The organism is uncultured Wocania sp. (assembly GCF_964021735.1).
Classification (GTDB): Bacteria; Bacteroidota; Bacteroidia; order Flavobacteriales; family Flavobacteriaceae; genus Wocania_A.
This window is the reverse complement of the sequence record NZ_CAXIBN010000090.1, coordinates 1-13,039: the sequence shown is the minus strand read 5'-3', so window position 1 is coordinate 13,039 and position 13,039 is coordinate 1. Positions and strand designations below refer to the sequence as shown.

Genomic DNA, 13,039 nt, shown 5'->3' with positions numbered 1-13,039 from the left:
TTTTACTTTTCAAACAGTCTTAATATATTATAAATTTTTAAACCGCTACGTTATGCTCACGAAGCGCATCATTAAGCGATGTTTTTTTATTCGTACTTTCTTTACGTTTTCCAATAATTAAAGCACATGGTACATTATAACTACCAGCAGCAAATTCTTTAGCGTAACTACCAGGAATAACCACAGAACGTGCAGGAACTCTTCCTTTATATTCAATAGGTTCATCTCCAGTTACATCAATAATTTTAGTACTCATAGTTAAAACAACACCAGCCCCTAAAACAGCTTCGGTTTCTACGCGAACGCCTTCAACAACAATACATCTTGATCCTATAAAAGCATTATCTTCAATAATTACTGGCGCAGCTTGTAAAGGTTCTAAAACACCACCAATACCAACGCCACCAGATAAATGTACATTTTTACCAATTTGCGCACAACTTCCAACCGTTGCCCAAGTATCAACCATAGTGCCTTCGTCAACATAAGCACCAATATTTACATAGCTAGGCATTAAAATAGTACCGCTAGAAATATATGCACCATGTCTTGCAACTGCATGTGGCACCACACGGATTCCTTTTTCAGCATAACCCCTTTTTAATGGTATTTTATCATGAAACTCCATAGGGCCAGCCTCAATAGTTTCCATTTTTTGTATAGGAAAGTATAAAACAACAGCTTTTTTAACCCATTCGTTAACCTGCCATCCGTTTGCTATAGGCTCAGCAACTCGTAATTCGCCTTTATCTAATAAATCAATAACGCTTCTAATAGCAGTTGTAGTAGTTTCTTTTTTTAAAAGCTCTCTATTATTCCAAGCGCTTTCAATGGTTTGTTGTAATTCTGTCATTGGTGTTTATAATTTTAAGCAAATATAATGTCTAAGATTGAAAATAGAGCGTGAAATGGCTATAATATGGATTGCGTATTTGGTAAAAATTTCAACTATAAAAAACGAATTTTTTAAAAAATTAAAGTCGACTTTCACTTTTAAGGAAATGAATCAATCGACGAAATGCATTTTAAGTGTTTTTAATCGTTAAAAACACGCCGTTCAACTATTTATCGATAGAAGTCCTACCGTTTTCTAATAAACGAAAATTCAATGTGTTACAACTAATTTATTGGGTTAAGCTTTAATGCGCTTCTATATTTGAACCATCAAACGAAACCAAATCTGATGAAAACAAATATTTACATATTATTAATTTTATTACTTTCTTTTTCTTTTGCAAGCGCACAAGACAATGTGGTAAAAGTTGAAACTGAAAATACTATTACAGTTTCTGATAATGATGAAGACGTTACTGTTACTATTAAAAGTGATAATAATGTAGTAAATAAAGAGGAAGCTAAAACTAATACTGTTGAAGTAAAAGAAAATGTAGCAAAAACTAATAGTGATATTAGAGTATATTTAAACCGTGTAAGAAAGGTTGAAAATATTAAATGGTTATTTCCTAAAATAAATAAAGCTAAAGTAGCATAAAAATAAAGTTCAAATATTAATAATTAAGGTTAAATTATTTAAGAGACTGTCTGTAAAGGCAGTCTTTTTTATTTTAATACACTATTTTTGAATAAAACTAGATATGGCACGTATTTTAGCAATAGATTATGGTAAGAAACGAACAGGAATAGCTGTAACAGATGAGTTACAGATTATTGCCTCTGGACTTACTACAGTATATACTAAAGAGCTTATTAAGTTTTTAAAAGATTATATAAAAAAAGAAAAGATTGAATTATTTTTAGTAGGAGAGCCTAAGCAGATGGATAATACAGCTTCTGAAAATGAAATACTAATTCAACCATTTTTAGTAAAGCTTGAGAAACAATTTCCTAATATTCCTGTTATAAGAGTTGATGAACGTTTTACTTCCAAAATGGCATTTCAAACCATGATAGATAGCGGTTTAAAAAAGCAACAGCGTAAAAATAAAGCCTTGGTTGATGAGATTAGTGCAACTCTTATTTTACAAAGCTATTTATACTCTAAATAATAGTTGTAAATATTTTTTTATTTGTAAGAAAAGGGATATATTTATACTGTTATTATTGAAATAATAATATTTAACCTTAACAATAAAAACAGATGAAAAAAAATTACCTTTTGTTATTATTAATTACTTTTTTAAGTTTTAATCAAGTTTATGCAGAACCATGTCCAGATGCTGGAGGCACTACTTCTGCTGGAGGCACTAAGATTATTTTTTCTTACTCTCCAGCAACATCTTTTTGTGTAAATAGACCTACTACTATTGTAGTTAATGGAGTTTCTACATTTACTCTAGAAATTTCATCATGTTCTGAGACGATTTCTGTTTATAATCTTACAAGTGGACCAGCTATTGTAGGGCAAGATTTTAATGTAACATCTGGGTTTGATGAAAATTGCTCATACTCTGGTGGAACATTGCCTATAGATGAATTCGCTTTAAATTCTAGTTTAGATGTATACCCTAATCCTTTAAATAATGATAGTTCAATAAAATTATCATTTGCTTTTCCTGTAAAAGCAGACATAAGTATATTCAGTATTACAGGAAAAAAAATAATTCAAGATAAGATTAGTAACCAAGACAATAAAGAGATAAACATTGCTAATTTAGAAAATGGAGTATACATTCTTAATGTATCAACTCAAAATGCTACGGCAATTCGAAAAATAGTAGTAGCAAAATAATCAAAATATTATTATTTCTAAAAACTCCTTTTTAAAAGGAGTTTTTTTATGCTCAAAAACCACCAAGTAACTAGTAAGTATTGTATTTTTGCAAAAATTAAATAATGTAACCGTAATGATTTTACCAATTGTAGCCTATGGTGACCCAGTTTTAAAGAAGAAAAGTGCAGATATTACAAAAGAATATTCAAATTTAGATACACTTTTAGAAAATATGTTCGAGACAATGTACAACGCTTTTGGTGTTGGTTTAGCTGCACCTCAAATAGGATTGCCAATTCGTTTGTTTTTAGTCGATACTACACCTTTTTCTGAAGATGACGAGCTTACTGAAGATGAGCAAAATGAGCTAAAAGATTTTAAACGCATTTTTATAAATGCTAAAATAATTAAAGAGGAAGGCGACGAATGGGCTTTTAACGAAGGCTGTTTAAGTATTCCAGATGTTAGAGAAGATGTATTTAGACAACCAAAAATTACGGTTGAATATGTTGACGAGCATTTTAAAAAACATACCGAAGTTTTTGAAGGGTTAATTGCTAGAGTAATTCAACACGAATACGATCACATAGAAGGCATATTATTTACCGATAAATTATCGAGTTTAAAAAAGCGTTTAATAAAAGGAAAGCTAAAGAACATATCAAAAGGAAAAATTAATGTTGATTACAGGATGCGTTTTCCTGATCAAAAAAAGAAACGATAATAGTTGCACTATATTATTAAACAATTGATATTTGCCACTTTTTAAATAATAATTTATGAGTTTAGATAAAGTTTTAGCTATTTCTGGGAAACCAGGATTATACAGATTAATAGCACAAACAAGAGGCGGTTTTGTAGCAGAATCGTTAATAGATAACAAACGTATATCAGTCGGTGTACAACAAAATGTTAGTGTTTTAAGTGAAATAGCTATTTATACCTTAACAGAAGAGGTTCCTTTAAGACAAGTTTTTGCTAATATTAAAGATAAAGAAAAGGGAGAACAAACAAGTGTTAAACCAAAAGATAGCAAAGATAAATTAGAAGAATATTTTTTTGATGTTTTGCCAGACTATGATGAAGATAGAGTATATGCAAGCGACATCAAAAAGGTTTTGCAATGGTATAATTTATTACATCAACATAATATGCTAAGTCTTTTAGATGATGAAAACAATGAGGTAAAAATTCATGATGAAGAAGAGTAATGCAAATTAATTATTTTACATAAAAAAAACCTCTATAAACGGAGGTTTTTTTACGCCTTATTTGTAAGGAGTTAAACCTAAAAGCGACCTTAAAACACTAACAAAAACTATTTGCAAAATGAAATCACTTTGGTTCTTTGATGATGTGAATCTTTTTAAAGTATTATGTCCCCATAAGTTTAAAGCCTACAAAGCTGAACATGATTTTGATGCCTACAAAAAGAAAGACTATATATATTTTGAAGAAGACTCAGCAAATAAAGTATATCTTATAGAAAAAGGAAAAGTAAAAATTGGTTATTATAGCGAAGCAGGAGATGAAGTCGTTAAAGCTATTTTAACTCGCGGCGAATTGTTTGGAGAAACCGCTATTTTAGGAGAATCTATTAGAGAAGAGTTTGCCCAATCTATTGATAATACTACAAGTATTTGTCCAATATCAGTAGATACTATGCATGATTTAATGCGAAATAATCAAACTTTTAGTTTTAAAATATATAAAGTTATTGGTTTCAAATTAAAGAAATTAGAACGTCGACTTCAGTTATTATTATTTAAAGATGCTAAAACACGACTTGTTGAATTTTTAGATGAGTTATGTTCAGATTATGGTTACGACTGCGAAAAAACTGGAGATAAAGTTATACATCACCCTTATACTCAAAAAGATATAGCTTCACTAATCGGCACATCTCGACCTACTTTAAATATTCTTTTAAATGAGTTAAAAGAAGAGAAAGTTATCGAGTTTTCAAGAAAAGAAATAAGAATTCATAAAAAAATTGCTTAATGTTAGATGGCTAACATTTTATAAAATTATCGTGCTATACTTTTGAAGTATAAATAATTTTAAAAAAATAGCGATGATTAAAAAAATGTTTTTTGCAATATTAGCAATAGGAATTTTAACTACATCTTGTAGTAATGATGATGGACCAACTACTACTGGTTTAACTTTAAACCTAACAGGTTTAGAAGAATTAGGTAGCGATTATGTTTACGAAGGTTGGATTATTGTAGATGGAGCTCCAGTTTCTACAGGAACTTTTTCTTCAGTTGCATTTCCGCAAACTTTTATTGTTGACGCAGCTCAATTGGCAAAGGCTACAAAATTTGTACTTTCAATAGAACCTAAAGTAGATTCAGACCCTGCTCCAGCTGCGACAAAAATTTTAGCTGGAGATTTTTCTGGTAAATCTGCTGCTGTAAGCTCTAAAGGTATTGTTGCTGATTTTAGTACAGCTTCTGGAAAGTATATTTTAGCAACTCCAACAGATATGGATGATACTAACGAAGCTAGTGGCGTTTGGTTTTTAGATAACACCAATGCACCACCTCCTGTTGCTGGATTAAGTTTGCCAGAACTACCTGAAGGCTGGAAGTACGAAGGTTGGGCTGTAGTAGGAGGTAAGCCGTTAAGTACTGGAACATTTACAAAAGTAGCAGCAACCGATGATGCAGCTCCGTTTAGTGGTAGCGAACCTTTACCAGCACCAAATGGAGCAGATGGATTTTTTCCTGGAGAAGACTTTTTACAAAATGCACCAGCCGGGGTTACTTTTCCAACAGATTTAAAAGGCGCAACCATAGTAATTTCTGTTGAGCCAAGCCCAGATAATAGCCCAGCACCATTTACATTAAAGCCTTTAGCTCATGTAGTTCCTACAGATGTGATGAATCATACTGTTTTAAATATGGGAACTGGCCCAGTTGTTTCTTTAGCAGGAACAGTATCTAGATAAAAAGTATTTTAAATACTTTGTTTTTGTTAGATTTTAAGCATAGTTTCGACTTAGAAACTATGCTTTTTTTATTTAAGACTTATGAAGATTACCAAATCAAAGAGGAATAATATAATTTTTTTAATTGTTTTTGCGGTTTTATTAATTCCGCAAACACGAAAACCTATACAAGTATTTTTACAAAAAGGATTGGCGCTAATTAGTCCACCAGTAATAAATGAGAATAAGCAATCTAGTATAACAGATTACAATTGGAAGCTTAAAGATGAAAGCGGAACAATTCTTAATTTTGAAGATGTCAAAGGAAAAGTTGTATTAGTAAACTTTTGGGCAACGTGGTGTCCGCCATGTATTGCAGAAATGCCGAGTCTTCAAAAGCTTTATAATGATTATAATAATAAGATTGAATTTGTATTTGTTTCAGATGAATCGTTTAAAACTATTAATTCATTTTTAGAAAAAAACAACTACACTTTTAAAGTTTATAAAGAAGCTTCAAAATCAGATTTTTTTAATATAAGAGGTATCCCAAGAACTTTTTTAATCGATAAACAAGGTAAGGTTGTTATTGATAAAACTGGTGCTGCCAATTGGAATAGTGATTCGGTTAGACAGACTATTGACGATTTATTAAAATGATTTTTAACTAAAGTGTTTTAAAAAATGCTTTTATAAAACTCCAAGAAAATAGTGACCACATAATTTTTAATTCTTCAATAAAAGAAGATTCTTCATCAAGAAATTTAAACATTGTTTCCACGGAATTTTTATCGTAAAACTGTTGAAAAATCCATTCGCCTTTATGGTTTTCATCTTTTAAAACCTTTAAAAACACTTTATCATAAAACTTATATTTGCTTTTAAACAAGTGGTTTGAAGGTGTTTTATTGGCTTTAATATTCTCAACTATTTTAGCAACTTTTTTTTCGGTGTGTTTAAACGAATACCCAGTTGAGCCTTTTACCCAACCGCCAGCAGTTCCAATTTTTGTTATTCGGTTCGTATTGTATTTATCAAAAGGAAAAATAGTCATTGGTATTTTTCCAGTTTCGGTTTCAATAATAGTGTAATTATCAATTTTTAAATATTTTTTTATGTAATTTTTAATGTATTTATTGTAAACTTCGTCATTTACAAGTTGTTCAGTAAAATAAGTAAACTCTACTAAAGCTTCGGTTTTCGAGAAAGGTAACACATAAGTGAATGTAGTTTGATTGCCGTCTTTTAACCGATAATCCATCATAATAACTTTATTTTCATCAAAAACATCAGTTTCTGTTTTAATAATCCAACCTTTAAAATGTTGTGTTATGGAAATGCTATGTTTTGAATCATTAGAAAAAGTCTCAGGAATTCGACTATCAAAAACATGAGAGGCCGTAAAAGTATTTTGTTTAGCTGTAACAACTATACTTTCATATTCTTCTTTAACCGATTTTACGCTATCTATTATAAAATATATATTAGGATTTTGTTTGAGCCGATTTTTAGCTTCTTTATAAAAATCAATAGAACGAATGGATTTATAAGTATAAGGTTTAAGCTCTAAATCGATTGCTTTTTTTGAAGTGATAACTGAGGCTTTGTTCCAAGATTTGTGAATGATATTATTCCATTGTGAAGATTCTGTTTCCCAAAAACTCCAAGTTTTATCATTAACGTTTTTTTCAGAAGAATCAATTAACGCAATTTGCTTATTATCAAAAAAAGCATTGGAAACCATTTTTAAAGCCAGTTGTAAACCTGCTAAACCATTTCCTATGATAATGTAATCGAAATAGGAGTTATTGGACATCTAAAATAAAAAGTTTACTTTTTAAAATATTTAAAAGGCACAAACAGCATTCCGAAGCATTCACCCTTTTCTTTCCCTAAATGTTTATGATGTATTTTATGAGCGCGTCTTACACCTTTTGCATACCAATTATTGGCGTTTCTAAAGAGTTTAAAACGTTGGTGAATAAAAATATCGTGCACAATAAAATACGATAAGCCATAAGCAAAAATGCCAATACCAATGGGCAGGCCAATCCAAAAGTCATTATATTTCCAAAGTAAAAAAAAAGTAATACTAACTATGGCGTAAAAAATAAAAAAAGCATCATTACGCTCAAACCAACCGTCATGGTCTTTTTTATGATGATCTTTATGTAAACTCCATAAAAAACCATGCATAATGTATTTATGAGTAAACCACGCCATAAATTCCATAAAGCAATAAGTACTTAAAAAAACAAGTATCCAAAGTAAAGTTTGCATAGCTTAAAATTACATTAAATTTAGTTGATATTTTATATAACTACGCATTAAAAGTTCAACTTTTTTAGGATTTGAGACTCTAATACGTGCATTTTTAATTTGTAAGGCTGGTGTTTTTTTTAATTTTTTCAATAACTGTCTGTAATATCTGTATGCCATAAATACACCAAATTTAGCTTCGTTGGGTAGTTTTTTTATGCCAATTAATCCTTTTTCGAAATCTAACTCTATGTCGTCAATTATCTTTTGTTTTGAAGTTTCGTCCAGGTTTTTTAAATCGGTATTTGGAAAATAACTTCTGTTTAAACCTTCAAAGTCTGCTTTTAGATCTCTTAAAAAGTTCACTTTTTGAAAAGCAGAACCCAAAGCCATAGCAGTTTCCTTTAGCTCATTATATTTTTCGTTATCACCTTTGACAAATACCTTTAAGCACATTAGCCCAACAACATCAGCCGATCCATAAATGTATGCCTTGAATTCTTCTTCGGTTAAATATTTAGTTTTGTATAAATCTGTTCTCATGCTATTCATAAAAGCATCTACTAAATCCTTATCGATGTTGTACTTATGGTAAGTATGTTGAAATGAATTTAATATAGGGTTTAAGCTAATTTTATTTTTTAAGGCAAGTTCTAAATCTTCATTAAATCTATTAAAAAGTTCTTCTTTGTTATAATCGTGAAAAGAATCTACAATTTCATCTGCAAAACGCACAAAACCATAAATATTATAAATATGAGATCTGATACTAGAATAAAGCATTTTTGTAGCTAATGAAAAAGATGTGCTATAGGTTTTAGTTACAAGCTTGCTTGAGTTATAAGAAATGGTATCAAAAAGTGATTTCATATGTTTTAACTATGTTGTTTAGTAATTAAATTTGCTGCCAATTTTCCTGATATTAACGATGGTGGTACTCCTGGACCTGGTACAGTTAATTGTCCAGTAAAAAATAAATTTTTCACTTTTTTGCTTTTTAATTTAGGTCTTAAAAAGGCTGTTTGTAATAATGTATTAGCCATACCATAAGCATTACCTTTATAAGAGTTGTAATCTTTTATAAAATCCTTTAAACAAAAACTTTCTTTAAATATAATGTCATTTTTTACTTCTTGAGAAGTCAAATTTTCGAATCGAGATATAATTTTTTCAAAATATAGGTCTCTAAGTTCTTGTGTATCTTTAATATCTGGCGCTAACGGAATTAAAAATATACCAGCTTCTTTTCCTTTAGGCGCAATACTAGAGTCCGTTTTACTAGGAAAACTAGCGTAAAAAAGTGGGTTTTCTGGCCATTTAGGTGTATCGTAAATAGCTTTGGCATGCGTTTCAAAGTCAACATCAAAAAACAAAGTGTGGTGATTTACATGTTTTAATTTTTTATTAAACCCAACATAGAATATAAGAGAAGAAGGGGCGAATGTTTTTTTGCTCCAATATTTTTCTGAGTATTGTCTGTATGGTTTGTCTAAGAGTGTTTCGGTATGATGATAATCTGCACCACTTAATACAATATCTGACAGATAGGTTTTACCGTTTGAAATGATGCCTTTTGCTTCTCCATTTTCAACTATAATTTTATCAATTGGTGATTTGGTTTTAATATTTACTCCAAGTTCTTTTGCTAAACTTTCAATAGCTAATATAACTTGATACATCCCTTTTTTTGGATGAAAAGTGCCTAAGCCAAAGTCGGCATAATTCATAAAACTATAAAACGATGGTGTATCGCTAGGTTTTGCTCCTAAAAATAAAACAGGGAACTCTAAGATTTTAATCAATCTGTCATTTTTAAATTCTTTTCTAACATCTCTTTTAATAGTGCTGAAAAATTGATTTATTTTTTTTATAGTTGCTGGTGTAATAAGTTCTAAAGGAGAAATTCCTGGGTTGTAAACTAAATCTTTTATAGCGACGTCATAATTATCTTTAGCGTCTTTTATAAACTTATTTAATTTTTTTGAGCTACCAGGTTCCTCTTTTTCAAAGGCTTTTGTAATTTTTACTAGCGTGTCTTCAATAGTTATAAAATCGTCTTTACCATAATAAACGCTATAGGCAGGATTTAGCTTTTCAAGAGTATAATATTCTGAAGGTTTTTTGTTAAAATCTGAAAAGAATCGTTCAAAAACATCAGGCATCCAATACCATGTTGGGCCAATATCAAAAATAAATCCATCTTTTTTAAATTGTCTTGCTCGACCACCTATAGTTGCATTTTTTTCAAATATTGTTACGTTATAACCAGCTTTTGCTAAGTAACAAGATGCTGCTAATGAAGAAAATCCGGAACCTATTATGTTTATAGTATGTTTCATTTGTTTAACAAATATATAAAAAAGTTAAACAAATTTATAAAATATTTATAAATGTTTAACTAAACCTTCTATTGAATTATAGGTTTTAACTTTTTCTGGCAGATTAGATAAATCAACTGAAGCAAGCTTTGATCCTAAAATCATCAAATCAGATGATCTATTTTTTAAAAGTAACTCATTAAACTTATTAATATAGTTTTGAATATTTTCAACTTCAGGATATACTGTAAAATAAGATACAAATGTAATGTCATCAAAAAATTCAAGTAATCCTACAAGACTATTCATAGGGACACTTTCTCCAAGAAAAATAGTATGGTAACCTTTACTTCTTAACTGATAGTTTATAAATAGTAATCCAATGTCATGAATTTCATTCTCTGGCAAAAACAGGACAAAAGTTTTAGATTTTGGTTTTGGTTCTAAACTTTGCAATCTTTCAATATTTAAAAGAATTTTTTGCTTTATATGTACAGATAAAAAATGTTCGTGTGCAGGAGTAATAGTATTTGTTTGCCAAAGCAAACCTATTTCGTTTAGTAAGGGTAAAAAGACAGTATAAAATATCTCGCTAAAGGTTTTGTTTTCAAGGAGGTTATTGTAAGTGCTGTAAAAAAGGACTTGATCAAAATTAATCATTGCCATTTTTAAAGCATTAATGGCGTGGTCTTCAACTTTTGCTCTCGATGCAATTTCTCTAACTTTTATTGGTATTTCTTCGTCTTTTAAATTAGCAATTTTTGAGACTTTTAGTCCATTATTATTTAAATAAGATATATTTAATAGCTTCTGTAAGCTAGTTAAACTGTAATTTCTAATGTTAGTTTCTGTTCTATTTGGGCTAAGTAAATTATAACGTTTTTCCCAGATTCTAATAGTGTGAGCCTTTATACCAGTAAGATTTTCTAGATCTTTTATACTGAAGTTAACCTGAATATTGTTCATTAATAATCAATTTATGTTAAACAAACATATGAATAATAATCAATAAATCAATAAAAAAATATGATAATTAACTAAATTGAAGAATAGTTTTTAAGGTAAAAGTGCGCACGAGAAGATTCGAACTTCCACATCCTAAACGGATACTGACCCCTCAAGCCAGCGCGTCTACCAATTCCGCCACGTGCGCAAAAATAAAGTGTATAAAAGTAGAAAAGTTAAGTGAATATACTTAACAAATATAAGCAGCGATTAACACATCTTATTGTATTTTAAAATTAAATGAACTTGAATGAATGCTATTGTATTTAAAAATCAAATATAATCAATGTTCGTGTTTACTATATCAAAATAAGCTAAAAAATTATAGAAGTTATATGTATTCTAATAATTTAGTGGCTAGTGTGCAAATTGATTTATTTGAGCAGATTGGTGTTTTATAGTTAGCTTTTAACAGTATTAAATTCTGCCTGAATTAATAATTAAATTAAAATAACCTTTTTTTGGTCTGCTAACCCCTGTGTACTATTTGGGAGCATTTGTAAATTTAATTCTAAAATAATTGTTATTAATAAGATTATTATGAATAGTACTCCACATTTTACCCTGTTTTGCTTATTTCTATTTCAAATGCAGTTAGAAGCACAAAACCCAATAAGCTTTATAGATGCTCAAGTTAATAGCAGTGTACATATATTACCAACATGTAGTTATGCAGGATATCATAATGGAAAGGTTGGTTTACCAAATTCATTTGCGCAACAAACTTATTACCTTATTTATAGCGATGATAATGGTGTTATTTTTAGTAGCCTATTTCCCAGAATTGAGCTTACGGCTACCAAGTTTATTTTTTTGTAAAAACTTCCTATTTTTAAATTTGGGATACATAGTTTGTGTTTTGTAACATAGAGTGACTAATAATTAGAAAAGAGGTTTAAATACTTTAAAATTATATATCATTCTTCAGTTATTTTCAAACACACACACGCACAAGGTAATTCACTTTTTTGACCCTAATAATAGAGGGTAATTGAAAAGTAAGTAAAATAAAAAAGCCTGAAAACTTAATGTTTTCAGGCTTTTGTGACCGGGCTGGGGCTCGAATCACTATTTTAAACAGTTGATATTCAAAAAGTTAATGTATGCTTAACAAATACAGGTACCGATTAGCGCACCTTATTGTGTTTTTAAAAAAATGAATGCAATTGCATTCAGAATTCAAAGATAGTTAATGTACTTAGATGTACTCTTTTTAAATAGGTCTTTATTCAATTAAAATATTATTTAGTAAATAATCATTAGGACCTAATTTGTTATCATAACAATTTGTACAATAATAACAGCATTATAGAACAAGTTTTATTGGAAAAGATTCAAATAAAGCATTAGATAAGGTTATATGTATATAGCAATGTACCAAAACGGCAATAACAAAGATATAGTAAGAAGGTTTTTTAATAGTTGAGGAAAGTTTTTTATATCATACATAGGCTGCATTCAAATGTCTTGTCCTGAAATACGGCTACAGGTTAAAATTGAATTTAGGCTGATAATTTGTATACCATATTCGGTGTTTTATAGTCTAAAGATAAATGTAATCTTATTTCGTTGTATAAATTAATTGCATTTTTTGCAGCTCTCTTTGCGTGACTCACGTTATCAAAGGTTTGGTCTAAGTAAAATTCATCTTTTAAAATACCATTTACACGTTCTGCCATCGCATTTTCATAACAATGATTTTCTTCAGTCATACTAATATTTATCTTTTTTCTTTTTAATATTTGAGTGTATACGTTACTGCAGTATTGTATTCCTCTATCAGAGTGGTGTATGAGTTCTTTAATGTTTTTAGCTTGATAAATGGCCTTATTTAGTGCTCTCACACAGCCTTTA

Annotated in this window: 16 protein-coding genes and 1 tRNA gene; 9 read left to right on the top strand and 8 right to left on the bottom strand. The window is 29.5% G+C overall.

The annotated features are described in order from the left end of the window. Positions 1-37: 37 nt before the first annotated feature. Positions 38-853 (bottom strand): 2,3,4,5-tetrahydropyridine-2,6-dicarboxylate N-succinyltransferase, encoded by an 816-nt coding sequence (locus tag AADI82_RS09400; protein ID WP_341216190.1) that lies wholly within the window; start codon positions 851-853, stop codon positions 38-40. A gap of 330 nt (positions 854-1,183) precedes the next feature. On the opposite strand from AADI82_RS09400, the gene AADI82_RS09395 reads away from it, so the two are divergent. From AADI82_RS09395 to AADI82_RS09360, 8 genes are all read left to right on the top strand, one after another. Continuing rightward, on the top strand, positions 1,184-1,492 hold the full coding sequence (locus AADI82_RS09395) for a hypothetical protein (protein WP_341216189.1): 309 nt from the start codon (positions 1,184-1,186) through the stop codon (positions 1,490-1,492). A 103-nt stretch (positions 1,493-1,595) separates the two neighbouring features. Continuing rightward, positions 1,596-2,006, top strand: a complete 411-nt coding sequence (gene ruvX / locus AADI82_RS09390) for a Holliday junction resolvase RuvX (RefSeq protein ID WP_341216188.1) — start codon at positions 1,596-1,598, stop codon at positions 2,004-2,006. 92 nt (positions 2,007-2,098) lie between these two features. Beyond that, positions 2,099-2,689 carry a T9SS type A sorting domain-containing protein gene (locus tag AADI82_RS09385; RefSeq protein WP_341216187.1) on the top strand — a complete coding sequence of 197 codons (591 nt, stop codon included), beginning with the start codon at positions 2,099-2,101 and terminating at the stop codon, positions 2,687-2,689. Positions 2,690-2,804: 115 nt separating this feature from the next. Further along, positions 2,805-3,395 carry a peptide deformylase gene (gene def, locus AADI82_RS09380; protein WP_341216186.1) on the top strand — a complete coding sequence of 197 codons (591 nt, stop codon included), beginning with the start codon at positions 2,805-2,807 and terminating at the stop codon, positions 3,393-3,395. Between the two features lie 55 nt (positions 3,396-3,450). Continuing rightward, complete coding sequence (locus tag AADI82_RS09375; RefSeq protein ID WP_341216185.1) at positions 3,451-3,882, top strand: DUF5606 domain-containing protein; 432 nt, start codon at positions 3,451-3,453, stop codon at positions 3,880-3,882. Positions 3,883-4,000: 118 nt separating this feature from the next. After that, on the top strand, positions 4,001-4,672 hold the full coding sequence (locus AADI82_RS09370; protein ID WP_341216184.1) for a Crp/Fnr family transcriptional regulator: 672 nt from the start codon (positions 4,001-4,003) through the stop codon (positions 4,670-4,672). Positions 4,673-4,745: 73 nt separating this feature from the next. After that, on the top strand, positions 4,746-5,624 hold the full coding sequence (locus tag AADI82_RS09365; RefSeq protein ID WP_341216183.1) for an anti-sigma factor: 879 nt from the start codon (positions 4,746-4,748) through the stop codon (positions 5,622-5,624). A gap of 81 nt (positions 5,625-5,705) precedes the next feature. After that, positions 5,706-6,263 (top strand): TlpA disulfide reductase family protein, encoded by a 558-nt coding sequence (locus tag AADI82_RS09360; RefSeq protein ID WP_341216182.1) that lies wholly within the window; start codon positions 5,706-5,708, stop codon positions 6,261-6,263. 7 nt (positions 6,264-6,270) lie between these two features. Here AADI82_RS09360 and AADI82_RS09355 read toward each other — a convergent pair whose 3' ends face one another. The 6 genes from AADI82_RS09355 to AADI82_RS09330 form a co-directional block, all read right to left on the bottom strand. Beyond that, complete coding sequence (locus tag AADI82_RS09355; RefSeq protein ID WP_341216181.1) at positions 6,271-7,419, bottom strand: lycopene cyclase family protein; 1,149 nt, start codon at positions 7,417-7,419, stop codon at positions 6,271-6,273. Positions 7,420-7,433: 14 nt separating this feature from the next. After that, positions 7,434-7,883, bottom strand: a complete 450-nt coding sequence (locus AADI82_RS09350; RefSeq protein WP_341216180.1) for a sterol desaturase family protein — start codon at positions 7,881-7,883, stop codon at positions 7,434-7,436. Between the two features lie 9 nt (positions 7,884-7,892). Further along, the gene (locus tag AADI82_RS09345) at positions 7,893-8,732 is read right to left on the bottom strand and encodes a phytoene/squalene synthase family protein (RefSeq protein ID WP_341216179.1); all 840 of its coding nucleotides are present in this window, start codon (positions 8,730-8,732) and stop codon (positions 7,893-7,895) included. 5 nt (positions 8,733-8,737) lie between these two features. Beyond that, positions 8,738-10,201 carry a phytoene desaturase family protein gene (gene crtI / locus AADI82_RS09340; protein WP_341216178.1) on the bottom strand — a complete coding sequence of 488 codons (1,464 nt, stop codon included), beginning with the start codon at positions 10,199-10,201 and terminating at the stop codon, positions 8,738-8,740. Positions 10,202-10,246: 45 nt separating this feature from the next. Further along, entirely contained in the window at positions 10,247-11,146 is a 900-nt protein-coding gene (locus tag AADI82_RS09335; protein WP_341216177.1) for a MerR family transcriptional regulator, read from the bottom strand. A 102-nt stretch (positions 11,147-11,248) separates the two neighbouring features. Beyond that, positions 11,249-11,333 (bottom strand) — tRNA-Leu (locus AADI82_RS09330). 392 nt (positions 11,334-11,725) lie between these two features. Between AADI82_RS09330 and AADI82_RS09325 the strand changes: the two genes are divergently transcribed. Further along, positions 11,726-12,004, top strand: a complete 279-nt coding sequence (locus AADI82_RS09325) for a hypothetical protein (protein ID WP_341216176.1) — start codon at positions 11,726-11,728, stop codon at positions 12,002-12,004. Positions 12,005-12,687: 683 nt separating this feature from the next. Here AADI82_RS09325 and AADI82_RS09320 read toward each other — a convergent pair. After that, positions 12,688-13,039, bottom strand: a 352-nt coding sequence (locus AADI82_RS09320) for an integrase core domain-containing protein (protein WP_341216175.1), incomplete at its 5' end; no start/stop codon positions are given.

Excerpts from the sequence above, each read along its gene's own strand:
- AADI82_RS09355 (WP_341216181.1), bottom strand. The coding sequence starts at position 7,419 with ATGTCCAATAACTCCTATTTCGATTACATTATCATAGGAAATGGTTTA.
- crtI (WP_341216178.1), bottom strand. The coding sequence starts at position 10,201 with ATGAAACATACTATAAACATAATAGGTTCCGGATTTTCTTCATTAGCA.
- AADI82_RS09350 (WP_341216180.1), bottom strand. The coding sequence starts at position 7,883 with ATGCAAACTTTACTTTGGATACTTGTTTTTTTAAGTACTTATTGCTTT.
- AADI82_RS09335 (WP_341216177.1), bottom strand. The coding sequence starts at position 11,146 with ATGAACAATATTCAGGTTAACTTCAGTATAAAAGATCTAGAAAATCTT.
- def (WP_341216186.1), top strand. The coding sequence starts at position 2,805 with ATGATTTTACCAATTGTAGCCTATGGTGACCCAGTTTTAAAGAAGAAA.
- AADI82_RS09400 (WP_341216190.1), bottom strand. The coding sequence starts at position 853 with ATGACAGAATTACAACAAACCATTGAAAGCGCTTGGAATAATAGAGAG.
- AADI82_RS09375 (WP_341216185.1), top strand. The coding sequence starts at position 3,451 with ATGAGTTTAGATAAAGTTTTAGCTATTTCTGGGAAACCAGGATTATAC.
- AADI82_RS09345 (WP_341216179.1), bottom strand. The coding sequence starts at position 8,732 with ATGAAATCACTTTTTGATACCATTTCTTATAACTCAAGCAAGCTTGTA.
- AADI82_RS09325 (WP_341216176.1), top strand. The coding sequence starts at position 11,726 with ATGAATAGTACTCCACATTTTACCCTGTTTTGCTTATTTCTATTTCAA.
- AADI82_RS09360 (WP_341216182.1), top strand. The coding sequence starts at position 5,706 with ATGAAGATTACCAAATCAAAGAGGAATAATATAATTTTTTTAATTGTT.
- ruvX (WP_341216188.1), top strand. The coding sequence starts at position 1,596 with ATGGCACGTATTTTAGCAATAGATTATGGTAAGAAACGAACAGGAATA.
- AADI82_RS09370 (WP_341216184.1), top strand. The coding sequence starts at position 4,001 with ATGAAATCACTTTGGTTCTTTGATGATGTGAATCTTTTTAAAGTATTA.
- AADI82_RS09365 (WP_341216183.1), top strand. The coding sequence starts at position 4,746 with ATGATTAAAAAAATGTTTTTTGCAATATTAGCAATAGGAATTTTAACT.
- AADI82_RS09385 (WP_341216187.1), top strand. The coding sequence starts at position 2,099 with ATGAAAAAAAATTACCTTTTGTTATTATTAATTACTTTTTTAAGTTTT.
- AADI82_RS09395 (WP_341216189.1), top strand. The coding sequence starts at position 1,184 with ATGAAAACAAATATTTACATATTATTAATTTTATTACTTTCTTTTTCT.